22 protein-coding genes and 2 pseudogenes are annotated in these 21,954 nt (G+C 52.3%); 13 read left to right on the top strand and 11 right to left on the bottom strand.

Going from position 1 to position 21,954, the window contains the following annotated elements:
* Positions 1-19: 19 nt before the first annotated feature.
* The 3 genes from JQR86_RS24005 to JQR86_RS23995 all read left to right on the top strand — a co-directional run bounded on the left by JQR86_RS24005 (position 20) and on the right by JQR86_RS23995 (position 2,276).
* Entirely contained in the window at positions 20-406 is a 387-nt protein-coding gene (locus JQR86_RS24005) for a cupin domain-containing protein (protein WP_434155528.1), read from the top strand.
* Positions 407-785: 379 nt separating this feature from the next.
* Positions 786-1,175 (top strand): tautomerase family protein, encoded by a 390-nt coding sequence (locus tag JQR86_RS24000; protein WP_434155526.1) that lies wholly within the window; start codon positions 786-788, stop codon positions 1,173-1,175.
* A gap of 321 nt (positions 1,176-1,496) precedes the next feature.
* Positions 1,497-2,276, top strand: a complete 780-nt coding sequence (locus JQR86_RS23995; protein ID WP_434155525.1) for an AraC family transcriptional regulator — start codon at positions 1,497-1,499, stop codon at positions 2,274-2,276.
* Here JQR86_RS23995 and leuA read toward each other — a convergent pair.
* The 4 genes from leuA to JQR86_RS23975 all read right to left on the bottom strand — a co-directional run bounded on the left by leuA (position 2,273) and on the right by JQR86_RS23975 (position 7,147).
* Positions 2,273-3,979, bottom strand: a complete 1,707-nt coding sequence (leuA, locus tag JQR86_RS23990; protein WP_434155523.1) for a 2-isopropylmalate synthase — start codon at positions 3,977-3,979, stop codon at positions 2,273-2,275. The genes JQR86_RS23995 and leuA overlap by 4 nt on opposite strands.
* A gap of 279 nt (positions 3,980-4,258) precedes the next feature.
* Positions 4,259-5,161, bottom strand: a complete 903-nt coding sequence (locus JQR86_RS23985) for an MFS transporter (protein WP_434155522.1) — start codon at positions 5,159-5,161, stop codon at positions 4,259-4,261.
* 13 nt (positions 5,162-5,174) lie between these two features.
* On the bottom strand, positions 5,175-5,513 hold the full coding sequence (locus JQR86_RS23980) for a hypothetical protein (protein WP_434155521.1): 339 nt from the start codon (positions 5,511-5,513) through the stop codon (positions 5,175-5,177).
* A gap of 74 nt (positions 5,514-5,587) precedes the next feature.
* On the bottom strand, positions 5,588-7,147 hold the full coding sequence (locus JQR86_RS23975) for an MFS transporter (protein WP_434155520.1): 1,560 nt from the start codon (positions 7,145-7,147) through the stop codon (positions 5,588-5,590).
* A gap of 146 nt (positions 7,148-7,293) precedes the next feature.
* Between JQR86_RS23975 and JQR86_RS23970 the strand changes: the two genes are divergently transcribed.
* On the top strand, positions 7,294-8,202 hold the full coding sequence (locus tag JQR86_RS23970) for a LysR family transcriptional regulator (protein ID WP_434155518.1): 909 nt from the start codon (positions 7,294-7,296) through the stop codon (positions 8,200-8,202).
* A 57-nt stretch (positions 8,203-8,259) separates the two neighbouring features.
* Complete coding sequence (locus JQR86_RS23965) at positions 8,260-8,784, top strand: GNAT family N-acetyltransferase (protein ID WP_434155517.1); 525 nt, start codon at positions 8,260-8,262, stop codon at positions 8,782-8,784.
* A 78-nt stretch (positions 8,785-8,862) separates the two neighbouring features.
* Here the strand turns inward: JQR86_RS23965 and JQR86_RS23960 are convergent, their stop codons facing one another.
* Positions 8,863-9,720: a LysR substrate-binding domain-containing protein gene (locus tag JQR86_RS23960; RefSeq protein ID WP_434155516.1), complete on the bottom strand. Its 858-nt coding sequence runs from the start codon at positions 9,718-9,720 to the stop codon at positions 8,863-8,865.
* Positions 9,721-10,161: 441 nt separating this feature from the next.
* Between JQR86_RS23960 and JQR86_RS23955 the strand changes: the two genes are divergently transcribed.
* Together JQR86_RS23955 and JQR86_RS23950 are read left to right on the top strand one after the other, a co-directional pair.
* Complete coding sequence (locus JQR86_RS23955) at positions 10,162-10,416, top strand: hypothetical protein (protein WP_434155515.1); 255 nt, start codon at positions 10,162-10,164, stop codon at positions 10,414-10,416.
* A gap of 1 nt (position 10,417) precedes the next feature.
* Complete coding sequence (locus tag JQR86_RS23950; protein WP_434155513.1) at positions 10,418-10,738, top strand: LysO family transporter; 321 nt, start codon at positions 10,418-10,420, stop codon at positions 10,736-10,738.
* Between the two features lie 104 nt (positions 10,739-10,842).
* On the opposite strand, the gene JQR86_RS23945 is transcribed toward JQR86_RS23950, so the two are convergent.
* Positions 10,843-11,571, bottom strand: coding sequence for a sulfite exporter TauE/SafE family protein (locus JQR86_RS23945; RefSeq protein ID WP_434155511.1), 729 nt, complete (start codon positions 11,569-11,571; stop codon positions 10,843-10,845).
* Positions 11,572-11,817: 246 nt separating this feature from the next.
* On the opposite strand from JQR86_RS23945, the gene JQR86_RS23940 reads away from it, so the two are divergent.
* The 3 genes and pseudogenes from JQR86_RS23940 to JQR86_RS23930 all read left to right on the top strand — a co-directional run.
* Entirely contained in the window at positions 11,818-12,297 is a 480-nt protein-coding gene (locus JQR86_RS23940; RefSeq protein ID WP_434155510.1) for a LysR substrate-binding domain-containing protein, read from the top strand.
* Positions 12,294-12,587, top strand: coding sequence for an ABC transporter substrate-binding protein (locus JQR86_RS23935; protein WP_434155744.1), 294 nt, complete (start codon positions 12,294-12,296; stop codon positions 12,585-12,587). The genes JQR86_RS23940 and JQR86_RS23935 overlap by 4 nt, the downstream gene beginning before the upstream one ends.
* Before the next feature lie 614 nt (positions 12,588-13,201).
* Positions 13,202-13,327 (top strand): annotated as a pseudogene (locus tag JQR86_RS23930) (zinc ribbon domain-containing protein); the annotation flags it as partial.
* A gap of 13 nt (positions 13,328-13,340) precedes the next feature.
* Here JQR86_RS23930 and JQR86_RS23925 read toward each other — a convergent pair.
* Positions 13,341-13,709, bottom strand: a complete 369-nt coding sequence (locus JQR86_RS23925; RefSeq protein WP_407364341.1) for a hypothetical protein — start codon at positions 13,707-13,709, stop codon at positions 13,341-13,343.
* A 203-nt stretch (positions 13,710-13,912) separates the two neighbouring features.
* On the opposite strand from JQR86_RS23925, the gene JQR86_RS23920 reads away from it, so the two are divergent.
* On the top strand, positions 13,913-14,914 hold the full coding sequence (locus tag JQR86_RS23920; RefSeq protein WP_434136697.1) for a GlxA family transcriptional regulator: 1,002 nt from the start codon (positions 13,913-13,915) through the stop codon (positions 14,912-14,914).
* A gap of 434 nt (positions 14,915-15,348) precedes the next feature.
* On the opposite strand, the pseudogene JQR86_RS23915 reads toward JQR86_RS23920, so the two are convergent.
* Positions 15,349-16,226: pseudogene (locus JQR86_RS23915) on the bottom strand (MBL fold metallo-hydrolase).
* Between the two features lie 712 nt (positions 16,227-16,938).
* Here JQR86_RS23915 and JQR86_RS23910 point away from each other — a divergent pair.
* Together JQR86_RS23910 and JQR86_RS23905 are read left to right on the top strand one after the other, a co-directional pair.
* Positions 16,939-17,940, top strand: coding sequence for a GlxA family transcriptional regulator (locus JQR86_RS23910; protein ID WP_434136695.1), 1,002 nt, complete (start codon positions 16,939-16,941; stop codon positions 17,938-17,940).
* Between the two features lie 124 nt (positions 17,941-18,064).
* Complete coding sequence (locus JQR86_RS23905; RefSeq protein WP_434136694.1) at positions 18,065-18,613, top strand: cysteine hydrolase family protein; 549 nt, start codon at positions 18,065-18,067, stop codon at positions 18,611-18,613.
* Positions 18,614-18,688: 75 nt separating this feature from the next.
* Here JQR86_RS23905 and JQR86_RS23900 read toward each other — a convergent pair whose 3' ends face one another.
* From JQR86_RS23900 to JQR86_RS23890, 3 genes are all read right to left on the bottom strand, one after another.
* Positions 18,689-19,342, bottom strand: a complete 654-nt coding sequence (locus JQR86_RS23900) for a gamma-glutamylcyclotransferase (protein WP_434155509.1) — start codon at positions 19,340-19,342, stop codon at positions 18,689-18,691.
* 94 nt (positions 19,343-19,436) lie between these two features.
* Positions 19,437-20,528, bottom strand: coding sequence for an LLM class flavin-dependent oxidoreductase (locus JQR86_RS23895; protein WP_434155508.1), 1,092 nt, complete (start codon positions 20,526-20,528; stop codon positions 19,437-19,439).
* Positions 20,529-20,656: 128 nt separating this feature from the next.
* Positions 20,657-21,847, bottom strand: coding sequence for an MFS transporter (locus tag JQR86_RS23890; protein ID WP_434155507.1), 1,191 nt, complete (start codon positions 21,845-21,847; stop codon positions 20,657-20,659).
* Positions 21,848-21,954 lie beyond the last annotated feature (107 nt).

The raw sequence follows: 21,954 nt of genomic DNA, 5'->3' as shown, positions 1-21,954 counted from the left end.
AAACAAAGGAGCCGACACCATGAACACTGATGTAACTCAAGCGCCCTACCAGTCAATCAATCTGCTGCAGAAGTTGTCGCTGATTAGCGAGCAGTGGTCACCCAAAGTTGTCGCTGAGATGAACAGCTACCAGTTTAAGGTTGTTCGAATCCAGGGGGATTTCATCTGGCATTCTCATCCAGAAACAGACGAGACCTTTCTGGTACTTGAAGGCACGCTTAGGATTGACTTTCGAGACGGTAGCGTGACGCTAAAAGCAGGTGAACTCTATGTGGTCCCCAAAGGGGTTGAGCACAAACCGTATACTGAGGAAGAAGTAAAGCTATTGCTGATCGAGCCACGGGGTGTTTTAAACACTGGCCAAGAAGGCGGAGAGCGGACAGCGCCTAATGACGTCTGGATCTGATAGATCAGCATTCGATACAAGTCGCTGATTGCTTTGAACAGAGCGTTGAGCTGCACGGAGCAGGGCTCTAGCGCCGAGCTGATTTTAATAAAACGTAATACTGATTGCATGTTGTCGTAGGGTATACCCCAGCGACTACAGGGCTACCTATCAGCTAATACAGAGTGATCAGTTACGAAAGGGTTGAATCCGGTCCTCCAAGCTGTAACTATGCCCTCATGATTACTACTTTGTTTTCACGCAGCATGCATTGGCGCCGCTCTATCTGAGAGCGGCCCGTCACGTATTTTCTTAATCGACAGCGCCGCCATGTTCTGGCTGGTGCTGTGCTGTAATTTCCTTCCGACATGGCGGTGCTCCAACCAAGGAGAGCACGCCTATGGCACAAGTAAAGATCTATGGATTGAGACGTAACCTTGAAGCTATCAGGTCTGAATTATCAGAAGCTATCCACGCCTCTATAGTCGAAGCTTTACAGTATCCTCTAGAGAAGCGCTTTCATCGTTACATCTTGCTGGATAAGCTGGATTTTCTTTACCCTGCTGATCGGTCGGAACGCTACATCATTCTCGAAATAAGCATGTTCGAAGGGCGCTCGGTGAACGCAAAAAAGCAGCTAATCAGGCTCTTGTATAAAAACATCATGTCAGCCACAGGCATCACTCCTCAAGATATCGAAATTACCTTGTTTGAAACCCCAAGGCATAACTGGGGAATAAGAGGCAAGCCTGGCGATGAGCTCGGACTGACTTATCAAGTCACCGTTTAGCCTCAAAGGCTGAGAGAGGAAGGTGATGATGATCGCTAGTTTTGTGTAGCCATTAGAGTGTACCCCAACGGTAACATCTGCTGAGTATCGTCTGGGTGTAGCTATAAATGGGCGGGGGGACTTAAAGGACTACACCGCCTATTCGCTACACCTAACGACTACACTTCAAGTGTCGTGTGTCACTTAGGGCGTGTCTTGGTCGGATAGTAAAGAAGGCAAGGGCTGGCAGGAAGTTGACCAGTGACCCTACGCTTTGTTTGTGTCTTGAGTATGAGCAAAACGCGTTAACATACCGATATAAATTGTTAAGGTATTTTGTGATTGCTAGTCGACTTCAAGTGTACCAATCATATCTATGCGGTCGCACAGGACTATCAGCATGGCGAACGAGTAGCGCGGCACAAACACACTCGGGCGCAGCTTATTCATGCCATCAGCGGCGTGGTAACGGTCAATAGTGTAGAGGGAGCCTGGGTCGTACCTCCCGGCCGCGGTGTCTGGCTTCCTCCAGAGGTAGAGCACGATCTAAAGATTGCCGGTTGGGTACAGATGCGCACCTTGTTTGTCGATCCGCTTGCTCGAGCTGACCTGCCTCATACCTGCCGTGTCGTAGACATATCACCATTGCTTCGTCAACTTATCATTACGGCAATGAGCATACCCGACGGCTATTCTGCCGGCGGGCGTGATGAACGTGTAATGGAGTTGATTCTTGATGAGTTGCGTGTGCTTCCAGTGCTCGCTATGCATTTGCCTGCGCCCACAGATCCTGCTCTTCAGCGCCTCTGCCAGGAATTAAAAAAAGACCCTGCCTCGCAATGGTCTCTTGCCGCCGCCGCCAAATACCTGGAAGTCAGCGAAAGGACCCTGACGCGCCTGTTTCAAAGAGAGACTGGACTAAGCTTTGCTCAATGGCTACGCCGTTTGCGCCTACTCTCCAGCCTTGACTCCCTGGCCGCAGGTCATCCAGTCGTAGAGGTCGCCTTGGATTTGGGTTATGACAGTCCCAGTGCGTTCAGCGCCATGTTTCGTCGCACGCTTGGCGTCTCACCTACCGCCTATTTTGGCAAGACGCCCGCCTATGGTCACGAGAATGACTAATGCGCAATAACAAATGCTTCTTCGCGTGAAGCGTGGATCAACCGCGCCGCAGCACTGATAACGGCTCGTATCGACGCGCCAGTGGCATCTCCATCAATAGCCACACCATAGAGACATAAGCCATTTGCACTACGACATTCTACGTAAGCTGCTGCCCGACTAGCCGTTTCCTGACCTAATGTATGCTCTGCATAGTCGACGATTTCAAGCGGCATATTGAATGCCTTGCGTAATGCGTCTATGACGCTTGACAACACACCGTTGCCTTGTCCCTCCAACGAAAGGGTGCGGCCTTGATAACGGAGCTTGCCATTAAAATCATGCAGGTAGACTGCATCCCCAGTCCCTGAAATGTGATAGTCCAAGAGATGCATATCTGCCTGGACGTGAAGCCCATATACCTGACGAAACAGCTGCCATATCTGTGCTGAGGTGAGTTCCTTCCCGCTGCGATCGGTCTGTTTTTGTACCTCACGGCTAAATTCCATTTGTAACCGTCGAGGCAGGTGAAGTCCATGATCCTGCTCAAGCAGCCAGGCTACGCCTCCCTTTCCTGACTGGCTATTGACTCTTATAACGGCTTCGTAGCTGCTTCCCACATCAGCAGGGTCCAACGGCAAATAAGGTATATTCCAGAATCCATCCGGTTTACTTGCCTGTGCAGCAAAACCCTTCTTGATGGCATCCTGATGCGATCCCGAAAAGGCAGTGAATACCAGCTCTCCGGCATAGGGGTGACGTGGGTGAATCGGAAGTTGATTACAGCTTTCTACCGTCTGTACGACTTCGCGCATATTGGAAAAATCAACCTTCGGATCGATACCCTGGGTATAGAAGTTCATTGCCAGCGTGACAAGGTCAACATTGCCAGTTCGCTCTCCATTGCCAAACAGGCAACCTTCTACGCGTTGGGCACCAGCCAGCAACGCCTGCTCTGCGCATGCCACTCCGGTACCGCGGTCGTTATGAGGGTGCACACTGATCGTGACATGCTCATGGTTGCTTAATTGGCGCATGAACCACTCGATCTGATCGGCATAGACATTTGGTGTTGAAACCTCAACAGTAGCTGGCAAGTTGAGAATCAACGGCCGATCGTCCGAGGGTTGCCACGCCTGACGGACCGCCTCGCAAATTTCCAGTGCAAACTCAAGCTCGGTAAAACAGAACGTTTCGGGTGAGTATTCATAAATCCATCGGGTTTGAGGTTGTTGGTTGCAGAGTTTTCGAATCAGTCGAGTACCCTCAACAGCCATTGCTACCGTAGCGGTCTTGTCCTGGCCAAAGACGACTTCCCTAAAAAGTGGCGCAGTTGCGTTGTACATATGAACAATTGCTCGCGGTATACCGGCCAGGGATTCGAAAGTACGCCGAATCAGTTCTGGACGCGCTTGCGTCATGACCTGGATATAGACATCAGCAGGTATGCGATTAAGCTCAATCAACTCTCGTACAAAATCAAAATCAGTTTGTGACGCGGCAGGAAAGGCAACTTCTATTTCCTTGTACCCGGCCTTAACCAGCAGATCGAAAAAGCGGCGTTTGCGCTCGGCCCCCATAGGCTCAATTAACGCCTGGTTGCCATCGCGCAGATCTGTCGAGCACCAGCGAGGAGCCTGAGTAAGTGTACGGGATGGCCATTGCCGATCAGGCAGGTGTACAGGTGTAAAAGGTCTGTATTTCCGCTCAGGTTGTTTCAACATGGGAAAGCTCCGCTATCAGGAACTCAAAGCGTCGCTTGTTGGCAATCGGCTTGCGCTAGCGTAAAGGACATCCATCGTCGCGAAATAGACAAAGCAGCCACAACGCTGGAGCAGCTTTTTGCTATCACTGTTGCCATGAGGATATTGTCTTGATCGACGGCTATAGGCCCCCTGATGGTTCTCGATCGTTTATACAAGTGAGCCTATGTTTACTCACCTGCTTCTGTTCTAGGTTTGTCTTGATCAGGCCTGAGATCCAGTGATGGATACGCACAAGCCTTATCTAAGGCGCCTTGGCAGCCTATTGAAGGTCACTACTATCAGGGCCATGAGAGCGGTTAGACCTAGCAATGTGGCCAAGGTAAGTGTTCCACTTGCAAGGGATGAGGCGTCTATTACCAAGCCCATAATGATCGGCAAGAGCCCTGCCGGTAGATAGCCGCCCAGGTTAAAGAGAGCATTAGCTTCTGCGCGGCGATTGTCCGGAATATGCTGAGCTATCAGACTAAAGCCTCCCAACTGCCCGGCTCCCTGGGCAGCGCCAGCCAAAAGCGCGGCCAGGACCAGGAACGCAGCAGAGGACCAGTGCAACGCCATGACAAACAGAATCATGGCGGCGCAGGTAGCGCAGCCACTCACCAAGAATATGAAATTGACCGCGACTTTCTTTATACCAAGCTGTATCGCTACGGCTACGCCAAACATGGCGCATGCAGTGGCGCCCGCTATGAGCGGACTTTGGACACGCAGGATATGCGATAACATGGACGGGCCAAGCGATAGTACAAAGGAAGTCGCACTAATCCCAGGCCCGAAAAAGGCGATACCCTTGATAACATGCCCTAATGAGTGCGCTGGGACCGTAGGAAGACGCAGTTGACGTCTCTCTGTCTCGGGGGGTTGCGCTTTGACTGGTTGCACTATCAGAGCAATGCTCGCGCTGAGCAGTATCAGGAGTTCAGCGGAAAAGGTGGGCGTAATGGGGTCAGGTGTCCACTGATAAATAATGCCTGCCCAAAGAGGTCCCAGTCCCGCCCCGACTACCATGGCCATCGACGCCAGGAGCGCACCCGATGAACGCCTGATAGGACCTGCATTGTCGACCACCAATGCCATACCCGCGGTCACGACGATTCCAACAGCGATACCTGTGAGTAATCGTGCCACAATCAAGGCTGTCACTGATGTTGTTGTCTCAAAGAGTTGCCCCTATCAACCCTGGCAGAAGAAGTCTTTTATGACCATACCGATCCGCAAGCTGTCCTGTGAACAGCAGTGTTGTGATCAAGCCTATGATATAGGCGGCAAATATAAAGGTCAGTGTGCCAGAGGCAAAGCCTATCTTCTGCTGCCAATAGGCATACAGTAGGGTGGGTGAATTCGAAAGCATGAATACCGCCACCACGATCCAGGCAGCAGACCACATCCCCCAGGCAGGGTAATCCCCACCAGTCGTTACTGTACAAACGGGCTCATCTTGGGAAGTGGCCTTAATAGGTAACTTTATTTGCTTCTTGCATTGCATGAGTGACATTGCGGGACACCAGTGTTAATGGATCAAAGGAGGAGTTATTCTGGTAAACGGAGGCAAAAGTGGATGCCTCCGCATCAGCGCACGTCCGAAGTCAGGGGCTCAGGCAAGTTATTCTTATCGTTAGTGGCTAGCTCCCCATGGACCTGAGTCCGTCCTAGCAATAACACCACGAGCAGCGCGGTTAAAACACTCAAGCCTGCGAGAGCAAAGAGTAGAAATCGAAAGCCTTGATTATAGGCGCCATGAATCAATGAAAGCTGATTGCCTCCTAAAGCAGACGCCATCTGCAAATCACCCAGGGCTGCACGGCTGGAAATCTCTGCAAGCTCGCTACTAGGCATGCCCGCAATGGTCTGATGCAAATCAGATTGGATCAACGCTGCCAACAGGGCACCTGCCAGCGCAATAGCGATGCCATCCGCCGAGACCCGCACGGCATTGAAAATCCCCGTAGCCATTCCTGCTCGCTCGGGCTCTACAACGCTTACCGCCATGCCATCCATCAACCCCCAGGGTAATCCTATGCCAATCCCAATCAATGCCATCGGCAGTAGTGCATGACCGCCTCCCTCACGACCCAGTGTTGTGCCCAGCCACACCAGCCCAATGGCAACCAGTACCAGACCCACTCCGCATAGCATTCCAGAGGTTAACCAGCGCGACAGCAGTGCAGCGAGCAAGGGGATAACCAGAAGCGGTGCAGCCAGAGCAATCATGAGTTGCCCAGCTTCCAGTGCCGTCAGGCCTTCTATGCCAATGAAGCGACCCGGCAACATGACAATCAGGACCACAAAGAAGAACGCCGGAGAGGCTGCCAACACCTGCACACCGATAAAGCGAGCGCTTGAGAATAAAGACAGGTCAAGCATGGGATGGGTAACGCGCTGTTCTATCCGGGTAAAAGCTACCAAGGCGATTCCCGACAGGACCAGTGACCCCAGAACCCACCCATCCCGCCAGCCATACTCGGGTGCCAGCAGGACGCTATAGGTAAAGGCGGCCAGCGCCAGCGTAAAGGTTACCGCGCCAGGCCAATCGAGCCTTTGGCTGCCCAAGGTCCCGGACTCTCTCACACTTCCGAATACCAGCAGAAAGCCTGCAACGCCGATGATGGCGGTGACGTTAAACACCCAGGCCCAGCCCGCGACTTCGACCAGCCAGCCAGCAGCCAGAGGACCAAAGGCAAGTCCCACTCCAAAGGTCGTGCCCAGTAGGCTGAATACTCGAGTTCTGATAGCACCATGAAAGGTCTGCGCCAGTGAAGACATCGCGCCAGCGAATGCTGCCGCGCCTCCAAGTCCCTGTAAAAGGCGAAGAATATCAATCCAGAAGACCGAGCCGGAGTAGGGGATCGTGAGCGTGACCAGCGAGAAGAAGGCCAGTCCGATCAGCCATATACGCCGTCGACCATAGATATCTGTCAGGCTACCCGCCACCATCATTGCACTGCCATAGGTGAGGATATAGCCGTTTACGACCCAGTTAAGCTCACTGGCACTACCGCCCAGCTCCTTGCCCAGTATGGGAAGCGCTACGGCAGGTCCTGTAAAGCAGAGCGGGATCAGCACCCCTGTCAGGCAAGCCGCCAGCAGGTGGAGAAAGTGTTTTGTGGAGAAGGACTTGGAGGGGGTCATCTATAACGCCTTGTGGAGAAGGGATTGGACCAGCGCCGATCGCTGATCTGTACTGGCAAGGCAGTAGAGTAGAGGAGCTTGTGATAAGGAAAAACAGGCTTAAAATCTGAACATATCGGAATTAATTTCTTCAATTAGGATAGGTAGTGGAAAAATTAAGCGGGATTGCCGTTTTCGTTCAGGTTGCCGAGACGCGAAGCTTTACTAAGGCCGGAAAGCTTTTGGACCTGTCGGCTTCTGCAGTAGGCAAGAGCGTTGCGCGGTTGGAGGAAAGATTAGGGGTACGCCTGTTTCATCGCAGTACACGAAGCATTACATTGACTCAGGAAGGGGCCATGTTTCTTGAGCGATGCAGGCGAATCCTGACAGAGCTTGAGGCAGCAGAACTTGAGCTGTCCCAGACCCAGCAGGCTCCGCGAGGCCGGCTTCGGATCAGCCTGCCCCTGGTAAGCGACTTGGTCATGCCGGTGCTTATCCGGTTCATGAAGCAGTATCCGGAGGTTGAGCTGGATGTTGATTTCACTGATCGCCTGGTCGATATCATTGAGGAAGGTTTTGATGCGGTCATACGTACCGGTGAGCCTTCCGACTCAAGACTTATATTCCGGCGTCTCGGGTCCTTTCACCTAAAGTTGGTAGGGTCACCTGGGTATTTTGCTGAACACGGTTTTCCGCATCAGCCGCGGGATCTGGAAGGGCATGTTTGCCTGCAACATCGGTTTCCATCTACCGGTCGCTATGAGATCTGGCCGTTACGCCCTCTGGAGCCGTCTGCACCTCCCGTCCTTTCCCAAACGATCATATTCAACACCTCGGAAGTGCTGGTCGACGTGGCAAGAGCCGGGCTGGGTATAGCGTGCCTGCCAGATTTTATGGTGGGGGAATCGCTTGCGAAGGGGGAGCTGGTTTCAGTGCTGGATGACCATATCGAACATACCGGTTGCTTTAATATTCTATGGCCGTCCAGCCGACATATGGCGCCTAAGCTCAGGGTCTTTATCGATTTTGTTTCAGAGCGCCTGCTGCCTGAAAGATCAGATCGCTCAAACCATTGAGAACTACTCGGAAGGGTGTGCTAGTCTGCCCTGGACAGGCTCAACAGTAGGATCGTTATGGGCAGGCTTTCTATTACTGCTGTGAACAGAGCTGATGCTGAAGACCTCTTGCAGTTCGAGGTTCAGAACAGAGCTTATTTTGAGTCGCAGATCAATGCTCGCAACCCTGATTACTATTCCCTCCAGGGAGTATCAGAAGCCATCGAAGCCGCTATTGATGATGCCTTTGACGACAAGGGATACCAGTATCTCCTCCGAGAACCGTCAGGCCATCTTGTCGGTCGAGTGAATCTTAGAGCTGTTCAGCGCGCGCACTATTATTCAGCCGTTCTCGGCTATCGGATTGCGCAGCATAAGACGGGCAAAGGTTACGCAACCGAAGCCGTCAGGCTTGTACTTGACCTTGCATTTGGCAGACTGAATCTAAAGCGTATCGAAGCGGATGCTCGATCTGACAATGCAGCATCACTGGCTGTATTGCAGCGTAATGGGTTTGTTCAATATGGGCATTCCAGGAAGAGCTTTGAGCTACACGGGGAGTGGTTTGACAGGTTTCACTTTGAAAGGCATGCCTTGGGCTGATCCCTGTAACGGCATGGAATTGAGGATCATGACAGTAGGGTCTGTCTTCTCGAGCGACTTTCTTTCACATTAGAGGCGTCAGCAATATAGCCGCGCGACCATGTTTGCTATTAGCTGATGTACATCACAATCTGCAGCAGGGGCGCAAAGAAGCCTCAGCTCATGTGCGCCAAGACTGGGAAAACCCTCCTTCTCTGTTAAAACACGCACTTGTTGGCTTAAGCTGCTGAGATCGGCAATTCCTATGGCGACTCCAGCCTCAACGGCAGACATGACAAGGCCCGAATTGGCACTTTGCATAACCAACCGCCAGCGCCGGCCCTGACGCTCAAGCGTTTCAATGGCCATACTCCTATAGGGACATCCCTCACCATGAAGGGCTAGCGGTAGGGGCTCTTTATCATTTACTTGCAGAGCAGAGGAGGCAACCCATACAGGTTGCAATATCTCCAGCGACGGCTCGTATAGCGTGTCCTTCTTATAGGCCTGTACGACCAGAGCCAGATCAAGCTGCCCTTGATCTAGTCGGTGTCTAAGCTGGCCGCTGGTAGCCGTCTCGATCTCCAGTTCGATATGTGGGTAAGCTGAAGAAACCTGAGCAAATAGCCCATCTACCACTTTGCATGCGTGATCATCTGGCACACCCAAACGAACTTTTCCTCTGACAGGCTGATCCACGAGCCTTCCCATGATGCGGTCATGTAGGGCCAGCAGCTCGGCAGTCTGAAGCGTAAATTGCTGACCAAGCGCGGTCAGCGATACTGATTGATTATCGCGTTCAAAGAGCTTGCCGCCGGCTATATGCTCCAGACGCCTGATATGCAGACTGACAGCAGAAGCGCTACGGTTGAGGTGTACAGCCGCGGCCAGAAACCGCCCGGTTTTTACAACGGTATGAAATGTTCGAAGCAATTCAATATCAAGGGAAAGAGACATAGATGAAAAAGTCTGCATGAGTCGTGCGGATAGTCTCGTTTGTGTGTATCAGCTCGTCAAACTAGGCTGCGTGATACATGGTTTGGTATAGGACAGCACATGCACGAGGCACTTGAAACATTAGTACCGGTAATAGCGGCCTTATGCGGTGGGATAGCGCTGGGAAAGTTGTCCGGGCAAAGGGTGGCCCAGAGTGCGACGAGACTCATATCCCCTCTGGTAACAGCACTTCTCTTCTCTATAGGCTGCGAGTTTGGTGCGGTTTTAACCAGTCCTAAGCTGGCCGGTCATTCCCTCATTTCCGGAGCGACCTTTGCAGTCTGCTGTACCATGACCTCATGGACACTAATCTGTTGTTTCTACAGGCAAGCCTCTGACGTAATCCATCCTAAGTCAGAGAATAGAGGTCATGCCCTGCGCTCAAGCCTTAGAGGATGTGTGTTGACCTTCTCTATCGTCGCCGCAGGCGCTGTTACCTCTCTTACGCCTTTGGCACTTATTAAGGAGCATTTATGGCTGCCAGGCATCAGTCACCTTATTTATGCACTGGTCTTTCTGGTAGGGATTGATCTGTCACGCATGAAGGTGGACCGTCAATGGCTTTCCATGGGCGCGCTTGGTCTTCCACTTCTGGCCATCACAGGTACCTTTACGGGGGGGAGTGATAGCTGCCTTGATGCTGGGAGAGCCGCTTAGGATGGGCTTTATTCTGGCATCCGGCTTTGGCTGGATGAGCCTTTCAAGTGCTATGGTAGGTAATGCACTAGGCAGCCAGTATGGGATCATCGTGCTGGTGGCTGACCTCTTGCGTGAGATGCTGGCCATTATGCTTCTATACACGCTTGGGCGTACCGCACCTGAGGCGTGTATCGGTGCAACGGGTGCCACGGCCATGGATGTAACGCTTCCGATTGTCAAACTGACCTGTCCAGAAAACACCATCCATCATGCAATCATCAGTGGCTTTGTCTTGTCGGTGCTGTCACCTGTGTTTCTGATGTTATTTATAACCTTGTGAAGGGCGCAAGGAAGATGGCTTAGGATCTGCTATCCAGAGGTCAGCAATATAACTTTCACAGCGTCTCTTTAGTTAAAAGTGGCCTAAAAAGGTAAATAAATTACCTATAGGATGGCGCGTATCGAGGAACAAAAGCCCAGTACCAGAAGACCTACGAAGAAAACGCGACGAAACAGGGCCTCGCTTAATCGTGTCCGTATCCATTGCCCAATACCTAATCCTACCAGTGCTGGAATAAGCATAAGGCAGGATTCTTTGACATATATAATTTCAAGGCCCCCTTGCCAGTACAGTCCAACACCTAATGCAAGCGTCGAAACGGTAAATGAAAGCCCCAGCGCCTGAATGAGTTCTTCTTTGCCCAGGTTTAACGCTTGAAGATAAGGAACGGCCGGGAGCACAAAGACACCTGTTGCGCCGGTTATCAGGCCTGTTATCAGTCCAATGCTGGCTGAGACAACAGGATGAGTAGAGGCCTTAGGTAGACAATATGACAAAAGTCCTACACATCCGTACGCCATCAATATAATACCCAGTAGCGCTGGGATTATGTTACTACCTGAGCTAACCAACCATTGAGTGGTTATCAAGGTGCCCAGGCATACCGCAGCCATCATTAGCCAGAGCCGTTTTATAATTTGCATAAGGGCAGGCCCATTAAACATCTGCCAAAGATTGGTCACTAGCGAAGGGATCAACAGGAGAGCTGAGGCTTCTGCAGGCGTGATTGCCAGTGCAAGCAGCCCAACGGCTACTGTGGGCAGGCCCATACCCAAGAGACCTTTCACCATGCCAGCTACCAGAAACACTAGAACATAAAAGAAAATAATCATGAGCAGGTCTTCACGTCAGCTTTACCTCTCACGATGCAACAGAGAAATGCCTTCGAAAATCTGTATTTTGTTGATTATGATTTAGGCTAGGACGAAGGCAGAATCGACAAGAGAAGAGGCATCACATACGGTACGACCTGGTCGACCTTAAGCTTTTTCTCTCTACGGTCGAAGCACAAAGCATCACCGGAGGCGCTGAAAGAAGTCACCTTTGCGTTGCATCTGCCAGCGCGCGGATTAGAGGGTATGGAGGACGCGTTAGGCACGCCGTTACTTGAACGTAATCGCCGAGGGATTACGCCTACACCCGCTGGCAGAGCACTTGCTCATCATGCCCAGGTAGTTATGCATCAGCTGGCACTCATGAATAGCGAGCTGGGAGACTATGCGTCAGGGCTACGCTCTCGGGTACGTCTAGTCTGCAATACCGCTGCACTAACCGAGCATTTGCCTTATCTTCTAAGCACTTTTCTAGTCAAGAATCCCTCTATCGATCTGGATGTCGAAGAGCGTCCCAGCCGGCAAATTGTCGAGGCGTTGACACGGCATCAGGTGGAGATTGGCATAGCCGCCGACAGCACAGACCTGACTGGGCTTGATAGGCATCCCTTTCGAGCAGATCCACTGGTTGCGATTACGGCTCAGCCCCTTTCACCTTTTGCTGGCAAAGCGCCTCTACGGTTTGAGGATTTGCTGGATGCTACTGGGATGAAAAGCCCTCGATAAATAAGACGACCTATCTTGCCGCTGGACGCAGTGAAACGCGCACGCTCATGGCTGAAAGTGGTGGTGCCGAGCTGATCTTCCAACTAGACCCTCCAAGTATTGCCCGACTGCAGCGCTCTAACAATCTCAAGATAATAACGGGTGCTGTCCCTCGTGTAGTAGTCTTAAAGAGCAACTCTGATAGTGGCGCCACAGCACCCGTTGAAATACGCCAGGCCTTAAGTTTGGCTATCCAGCGTGAGGCCCCGTTGCTGCCTGTAAGAAATCAGATCGCTGATCCGCTCCCATGATTGATCATCCAACCCGTAGCGCCCTGTCATCTCTGATCTCCGCCTAGAAAAGACATCACAGAGTAGCAAACCGATTTTTCAGACAGAGCGTAGTATCGAGCAGGATCAGGAGGTAAGGTTAGCTGAGTGTCGGAGCCTAAAAGCCTTACCCTAAATGCTACAATCATCGCTTAACAACGTGTGACCTAAAGCAGCTACAGCCTCTTGGGCACTGGTTAGCTTAGTCTTTCCCCCGAGTAGCAGATGCGATGAGCGAATAATTATCAGCTATTGGTCTCGTATGGGACTCGGCATCGGTGCTGAGCTGGTAATCATGGGTAGCGTCTTAAATACGCCAAGCCAAACCAGAGTAGTAACTGTGCACTTAGGCCCACGATGGAGGTAAATAAACCTATCGTCATACTTGTCCAGTTGAAGGACGCATAGCTTAGCCACGCCACAAGAGCAGCGGCGATTCCGATAAGAAGCGGAACATGTCTGAGCCAACAGGCTCTGTATCTTACTGTTTCGTCAAGCGCGCTGGCTGACGCTTCTCTGTTCTGGTGCATCTGTTTACAGCCAATAAGCAGTTTTGAAAGTATTCTCAATAGAAGGGCAGTCAGGCCTGAGTCAATGGGTTGCCTATAAGAGAATGGACCTGCTGTAAGAGCGGTATCATTCACGATCGTGATATCAACGCGGCCAGAAACATTCTCGCGCTCGGACATGAGCGTCCATCTGTGGGAATCCCCGTCCTTTAGGGCGGGGAGGATGTCAATTTTCGGTGTTTACAGTCGAATGCAGTCGTCCAGCCCTGTATTCGACTTGTTCCCCAACAGCGAACCGTTGACGAGGCGAGCGTACCGTGAGGGTTTCACCAGTGTTAGTTCGAACCTTATAGGCCTTCTCGCTCAGACCTGTGCTGTCCTGGATTCCCCAACCCGACAGCCAACCTAGGCCTGCGCCGGCAAGTGCTCCTATGGGTCCTCCCGCTGCGCCACCTACCATCAGGCCACCTAACGTACCGAAGGTTTTTCCAGCCGTGTTGTCATGAACTTCTGATACCACCTCATCAGCCTGAGCACTGCTAAAAGCTGACAATCCAATACTTAAAAAGAAAACGCCAAGGGTCAAAGATTTCATGGAAGTGCTCCTCATGCAGGCATGGACTAAGAATCATGCCAAGACAGATATAAAGGGCTGAACGGCCCTGTTTTGCCGCATAACCAAAAGACGACGGTATTGCTACCGATAGGAAGTTTGACGAACTCGTCGTCGGGCAACAATTGACCTGTAGGACATCGCAGGATAATTTTGGGCCATATTTATGTATCGCGGTGCCTTCTATGTCTCCTCTACGTGTTGCGGTTCTTGCCTTCGACGGAGTTAGCCTGTTTCATCTATCTGTACCTGGCGTCGTGCTGGGTGTTGCCAATGGAAAGCCTGGCTTTCCAGGTTACGAAATTCGCTACTGTGCACAGGCGCCGGGAAAGGTATGCAGTGATCAAGGCCTTATGATTGATGTTCCGGATGGACTGGATGCCATGCGGACGGCTGATCTCATTATTGTTCCAGCCTGGAGTGACCCTGCCGTCCAGGCACCTACCGAGCTGGTTGATGTACTTCAGCAGGCACACGCACGTGGAACGATGATCGTTGGTCTGTGCCTGGGTGCATTTGTGCTGGGCGATGCTGGCCTGCTGGATGGAAGGGAGGCAACCACTCACTGGGTTGCGCGTGATACATTCGCCCAGCGGTTTCCTCACACACACTTTCGGCCGGATGTACTGTATGTCGCGGACGATAATATCGTCACCTCTGCCGGCACTGTTGCTGCTATTGATTGCTGTCTGCATCTGGTTCGCCAACGTCACGGTGCTGATATTGCAAACCGCATGGCTAGATGGCTGGTTACTCCTCCGCACAGACAGGGCGGCCAAGCTCAATATATAGAGCAGCCTGTACCACAACTCTCCAGTGAGAGTCGCTTATCTGGAGTATTGGAATGGGCCCGCGAAAACGTGGCCGAACCGCTCTCACTGGATATGCTGGCCGATGTAGCCAGAATCAGCCGCCGCACCTTTACCCGGCGCTTTCGCGAGGTTACCGGTACGACCTTTATCAAATGGCTTAATGCCGAACGTGTCGCAAGAGCCCAGCAATTGTTGGAAACCACTGACCTTTCGATTGAATGCATTGCATCTAAGGCAGGGTTTGGTACACCTCTATCATTGCGCCAGCAATTTGCTGCTCAGCTGGGGACGTCTCCCTCGGATTACCGACGTACCTTTTGCAAGACGTTGCAGGGCAGCTCACAGTCGAATCTGCTGTCTGCTTGCGAAGTCTGAGTCCAGAGGGCGATAAAAAGGCCATTACAGACACACAGCCTGAAAAGGGGCTCCGTAATGGCTCACCGCAATTTCCAGTAACATCAATGAAACCTTCAGCAGTTACATTGGGTGTGTGATGAGGTCACTAAGTATCGTTCTAGCATCCGCTTGGTGATTAACTAGATTGTGGATAGCAGCAAACTAGACTATGGCTGATGTCGTACAGAGATGCTTCGGTGGAAGTGGACGAGGGTAGCTTCGGTAGTCAGTATGGCCTAATCAGGGTACGTACCGTTGTTGGGCTCTTATCTGCGTGTTTGCAGGCACCGCTGAAAAAGCCGACAGAAAAGCCTAAAGGGTTCAGCTGCAGCTGAACCCTTTCTGAGTGTGTGTTGCCAACCGTTCGGTCCGAAGCGTGTTGCAGGTATTCGCGAGGTCTACTATTGCTAGTATTAGAGTTCCAGCGAAGCGCCATCTTCTGGAATCTCGACACGATCCTCAATACCGTGCTCTTTTACGTATTCGCGAAGCTCGTCGCGGGTCAGACCCATATGGTTAACTGCGCCCATGTGAACGGCGATCAGGTTGCAGCTTTCGAAGCGCGTAATACGTCTTCTTTACCCATAATTATCGAACCCTTGTACTCCACCAGCTTCGCATAGCCGGTGTTGAGCATGATAAGTTCTGGACGGTACTTGGCCAACGCATCATCGACTTCCTTGCGCCAGATGGTATCTCCAGCTACATAAAGCGTTTTTTGACCTGGTGCCTGGAAGACCACGCCCATGGCTTCGCCGAGGAACTTGGCGATCTCGGGATCAGCAAACATCTCGTCAGTACCGTGTTGGCCACCAGTCTTGCTCAGCGTTACGCCGCCGAATTCTGCCTGGCCGTCCAGAACACGAACATCCTTGAAGCCCTGTGAGCGAATGATCTCCTGGTCACTGGCATTCTGAACGAACAACGGGAGGTCTTTAGGCAGTGCTTTCTGGGCAGCTTCATCCCAATGGTCGGTGTGAGTATGCGTGACGATAACTGCGTCGACTCCTTTGATAACCTCAGCGATAGGCATCGTAAGGTCTACCAGTGGATTTCTCAGCTCGCTGCGAATGGTGGCAGGAAACCCTGGAAAATCGCCTTTAGCTGATAGCATCGGGTCGATAAGAAAGGTTGTATCGCCATAGGTGATCTTGCTGGTAGCACTCCGGATTTGCTGCATGCGCACTGGATCAATTTCAGCACGTGTGTTGGGAGAGTTCTCAGTCTCAGCAAAGGCGCCAGCGGATGCGGTTAGAGCAATTGCTAAGGAGGTTCCTGTCGTAAGTTTCATCAGGTGTACCAAGTAGATTGAAGAGGCGCGCAGTATGTGCTCGAGTACACCTGATCAACAGTGGCCTATAAGACAATATTGATAATAAATGGGCCAAAGTGTTTGGAGTTGTCCTATGTACGAGACAAACCCGTTAGCTGAGGTCCCTTCACAGACAGTGCATATCAACCTGCCTGATTACCTTGTTATCGTTTATCAGGCGGCGTACTACAGGATAGGGGGACCGGCAGTGTATCCGGAGACCTCCACACGCAGCAGTGCTGCCGCGGCATTTGATAATTTGTAGATGTATGCCTTGTAAAGGTGGTTTAGCTCAGCAACATAGTCTGGTCAGATAGCGTTATGCCGGCGATCAAAAAGCCTGCTGATGTGGTTCAGACAGACACCTGTCCTGCTCAGAGACCAAATGAAGACATAAGACGACGTTAATCAGATTAGCCGATGGGCCCAGCATAAACCGCCACACCTGTACCCGGAATTTTCACGAGGTCAGCGTCAAGACCTTTATCAAATAGCTTATTGAGAATGTGTAGCAAGGGCTCTGCAGTTACTGGAAACTACTGATCTGTCGATAGAATGCATTGCCTTCCAATCCTGAGCATAGAGATTGCCAAGAAGAGGGCATTAAAGACGCACACGGTTTTAAGAGATACAGGGTTCTGTAAAAGCTTTACCTTAATCTCCAATAAATGACGAGACATGGTATTGAGATATGACGCAAGCGCATGCAGTCGAGATAGGGGTGATCATTTATTCGGGAGCTCAACAAGCAGCTGTGTTGGGTTTAACCGATCTATTTAATGTCGCTAATCAAATCGCCACCTCGCATCTGCCCTATGCCGCACCTGCGCTGCGTATAACGCACTGGCAACAAGATGCGCCAGATACCTTACCCGTACGTGCCTTTGACAGTGGCTCGCAAACACCTACATTACTGGCGGCACTAATCCTACCGCCCACCTTGAGTGATCCCATCTGTCCTGGAGCTACGTCCGTACTGACTACATGGTTACGGGACCGGCATGCAGAGGGTGTAACCCTGGGTTCTATCTGCGCCGGCGCGTTTCCTTTGGCAAGTACAGGTCTTATGACAGGCCGTCGTATGACAACCCATTGGGCTTATGCTGAGCTGCTCCAACAACGGTTTCCTCAGGTAAAGGTCGATGCTGACCAGTTAATTATTGATGATGGAGATATCATTACTGCCGGTGGGCTTATGTCATGGACAGATCTGGGACTACGCTTGGTTGACCGCTTACTTGGCCCAACGGTCATGATTGGCACCGCTCGGATGTTGCTGGTTGATCCACCGGGCCGTGAGCAGCGCTACTACAGTGTATTCTCTCCTCGATTGACGCATGGCGATACGGCAATCCTCAAGGTGCAGCACTGGTTGCAGGCCAACCAGGGGAAGGACGTGGCCTTAGGCTCTCTTGCTGAGCAAGCTGGGCTGGAGGAGCGGACCTTCCTGCGCAGGTTTCAGAAGGCGACCGGTATGACCAGTACCGAGTACTGCCAGCGTCTGCGCGTAGGCCGGGCCAGGGAACTGCTGCAGTTCGGTAATCTATCTGTTGATCGTGTTGCCTGGGAAGTGGGCTATAGCGATGCAGGCGCTTTTCGCAAGATATTTACCCGCCTTGTTGGTCTTTCGCCGAGCGAATACCGCCGCAGGTTCGCCGCTGGCCCAGAGATGACAACTGGCCAAAGGCAATAATCACGCGCAGAGCACACAGCTGCTTGTCGATTTCACCCCATAAAATGTCGGTACTGCCACTTAAGCATTTTTTAATCTTGGGCCAAGATGAGTCTTCAGTAATTTACTTGTTGGGAGAAGGCTCATGAGTAAACAAGGTTTGATTGTTATCGACTTACAGAACGAATACCTGCCATCGGGCAAACTGCCGCTCTCCGGCATCAAGGAGGCGGCTGAAAATGCAGCAGCAGTAATCCAGGATGCGCGCGCGAAAAACATCCCGGTCTTTCACATTCGTCATGAATTTGCCAATGGGGAGGCACCTGTCTTTATCCCCGGCTCCGATGGCGTTGAGATTCAGCCGGCAGTGGCGCCTGTCAGCGATGAGCCTGTCATTGTAAAAAACCACATCAACTCCTTCCGTGATACCGCACTCCAGCAGCAGCTGGAAGCCAACGGAGTAGAGGAGGTCACTATCGTGGGTGCGATGAGCCATATGTGTGTTGACGCGTGTGTTCGCGCCGCAGCGGACATGGGTTATCCCGTCACGGTGCTGCACGATGCCTGCGCCACGCTTGACCTAGAGTTTAACGGAGTAACCGTGCCTGCTGCCCATGTACACGCCGCAATGATGGCTGCTTTTGCCTTTGGCTACGGCACCGTCAAGTCAACCGGTGAGTACCTGGCTGGTTGAAGCCGTTAGCTGGGATGTCAGGAGCCCTGGGATCCCAGCTGGACTGGCAGCTTTAATAGATCAAGGCCGAAGATTCTAGGACTCCGGCCTTAATCTACTAGCAAGCGTATGGATATAGCGATCCTCAATGCCATGTCTCTGCAGCGCGCTGTCAAGTTGAGTAACGTAGTCCTGGTTGCTGCCTAACGGACCGCAGGCACCTGCTATGACTGGAGCTATCGTTTCGATAGTATCATCGGACTCATAAAGCCTGCTGTTTTGATTGGCGGTAAAGATAATAGCTGGCACCGTGCGCTTGTCGGCTAATGTAATCTGAGTCCATTCTGGCCTGTAAACTCCGCCGATCATTTCGCGTGTCCAGACCATTGCCAGCTCCTGCTCAAGGTCCGGGTCGTGCAAACGCAGCGCAAGACCTGCGGTGTGGCCGCCCGGCACCAGCGCCATCATTCTTCCCGGACGCTGGGCACTTCCACGGGCAATAACCAAGCGAATACAAAAGCTGCGCCGCCACCCTTCAAGTAGAGCAGGGCACTTTTCCGCGAAGTGAACCAGCGGATTCCAGATCAATGAGCCATAGGCAAACAGCCATACCGACTCTCCGGCAGGCCGGCAGGCTAGCATTTCCTGCATCGAGGCGTTGATACGCTCCTCAGACCACCAATCGATTTCAGGCGTATCACGAAAGGCAGTTAGAAACGCGCCATTTCTAAGTGTGTCTCTGGTGAGCATAAATCTCACTTTTCCATCATGATGGTTTCAGTGGCAGGCCTGTCCTGAGCAACGTTGCCAGCAACAACGGCCTGCTTGAAGCGAGCCGTCGATCTCAGGCCTCGCTGGAGGGCATGCCATAAGCGTCTGCAATAAGCTCGGTTGAACGATAAATAGCCTGGGGTAAGTGTCCCAGGTTAAGAATCATCAGCTCGTCGGCATTGATGTATTGCTGCCATGCGTTGAGCTTTTCCATGACTTGAAGACCTGTTCCGCTCATGATCTTGGCATTCCACATGTCCATAACGCGTCGCTCTGTGGGCGTGTACTCGTAGACTTCAGCCTCCTCGGCTGTGGGGACCACAAAGGAGCGGCGTGTGGTCATGCGCATCATGGCGTGCGAGTAGGCCCAGGCCTGGCGCCGGGCTTCGTGCTCGTCATCTGCAGCCATGACGCCAAAACTTGCCATCACGTAAGGTTTGGCAAGAACCGCCGAGGGTTGAAAATGCCGACGATAGACATCCAGGGCCATAACCACATTCTGATCGGCCAGATGGGCTGCAAAGGCAAACGGAAACCCAAGCTTTGCCGCCAGTCTCGCAGAATAGTCCGAAGATCCCAGCAGCCATACAGGGGGACGGGCAAACGATCGAGGCACTCCGTTCTCCTTATCCTGCCTGGGGCCAGGAACGGCATATACGCCCGCATTGAAAGGATGGCCGTCCGGAAAATCATCGTCTAGAAACGAAAGCAATTCCTTAAGCTGGGCGGGGAAGTCCTCGGCACCTATCTGGCCTCGGCGCAGGGCGGCAGCCGTATCCATATCAGTGCCAGGCGCTCGGCCGACGCCCAGATCGATACGTCCCGGCACCATGGACGCCAAAAGACCAAACTGCTCGGCTACCACAAGAGGAGGGAAATTGGGAAGCATCATGCCACCTGCGCCCAGGCGAATACGGCTGGTCTCGCCAACCAGGCGAGCCAATACCATGGCAGGCGAGGAAGTAGTTACTCCCGGCATGGAATGATGCTCAGCGACCCAGTAGCGGTTAAAACCGCGCCGATCAGCCAGGCGAGCCAGTTTGATACTGGCATCGAGAGCCTCTCGTGCGGTCAGGCTGCGTCCTGCCATGGCAAAATCAAGAAGGGATATGGGAAAGGGCGCTGCACCCTGGCGTGCACCCATGATCGTATCGTTCATGGTCATTCTCTTTCAGAGTTTGGATTTAGCGTCCTGAGCCGGCCCGCTGTATAGCTGAAAGTTTGTTCGATGCGCCAAAGCCTAGCAATTGGCCTGGATGACAATATTAGATAAATCCAGGCCAATCTATCCGCTTAGCCTACCGCCTCCATTCGTAGGCCTCTACGACAGGCCAGCCACAGCAGGGCCATTGCTATGGAAACCGCCCAAGGAATGAGAAGAAGATTCAGTGTGTGCCAACCCAGGGTATTAACCAGCATTCCTGCGCTCAGTGAAGAGGCAAGGGTAAAAATGAAGATCGTCATGTCATTGATGCCCAATGCAATCCCTTTCTCCGATGCCGTAACGGTACTGGTGACAAGTGATGTGCCGCCTATGTAGAGAAAATTCCAGCCAAGTCCAACAAATATCAGAGCGCTGGCAAACTGAACTGCCCCTGTTCCACTCAACGCCACAGCGAAGTGGCAGGCGAACAGCACCACACCTGCCAGCATGACTCTGATTGCACCGAAACGCCCTATAAGACGCCCGGTTATAAATGAAGGCAAATACATGGCCAGCACGTGCAATTGGATAATGCTTGAGATGGTTGCCAGCGGATGGGCATGATGCGTCATCGCAAGCGGAGTGGCAGTCATGGCCAGTGCCATCAAGCCGAACCCGGAGGCTGCAGCATAAAGCGCAATCAGGTAGGTTGGCTGGGATACAACAATCCTCCATGACCTTGCAGGTTCATCCGAGGCTACTGTGATCCCGCTTTGGGGCATATTGAGAGCGAACAGTATGATTACAGCAATCAGGGTTGCTAGGACTAGCAACACAAACGAGCCTAGGTAGGGAATCGCAAGCAAATCGCTACCCAATCTGGCCATGAGTGGTCCGGCCACTGCCGCAACAACTCCTCCTGCCATTACAAGCGATATCGCTTTTGTCCTGAACGCAGCCGTAACGGCCTCGCTCGCTGCAAAGCGATAGAACTGGGCAAAACCTTGATAAACGCCAACGAGTACTGTGCCCAGGCACAACTGCAAAAATGACGCGTGATAAACGCCCGATGTTGCCAGCAGTGCGCCCAGAAGACCCACGCCTGCGCCTGTGCGAAACCCTTTTTCTCGGCCCACGCGGCTCATCCAGATGGAAGCCGGAAACATTGTTATAGCGGTGCCCAGGAACATGCCTGCGATAGGCGCTGTGGCCAGGGAAGGGGAGGGGGCCAGCTGGCTTCCAACTAGCCCACCGATGGTCATTACCATGACGCTTACAGTTTGTATAAGTGCCTGAGCACTGGCAAGTAGTGCTACCTGCCGGTTCATCCCTTTAAACATGATCGAGACCTTTTCAGGCGAAATGTATCACCCACATGGAGGCTGGCAAAATCAATGGCATGCTCGGAATCGGGCAGGCAGTTTGATTTAGTGATTTAGAAGTACGT

The organism is Pseudomonas sp. JZ134 (assembly GCF_051027695.1).
Classification (GTDB): domain Bacteria; phylum Pseudomonadota; class Gammaproteobacteria; order Pseudomonadales; family Pseudomonadaceae; genus Chryseomonas; species Chryseomonas luteola.
Note: the sequence above shows the minus strand (reverse complement) of the source record. Positions and strands in the feature narration are given on the sequence as shown.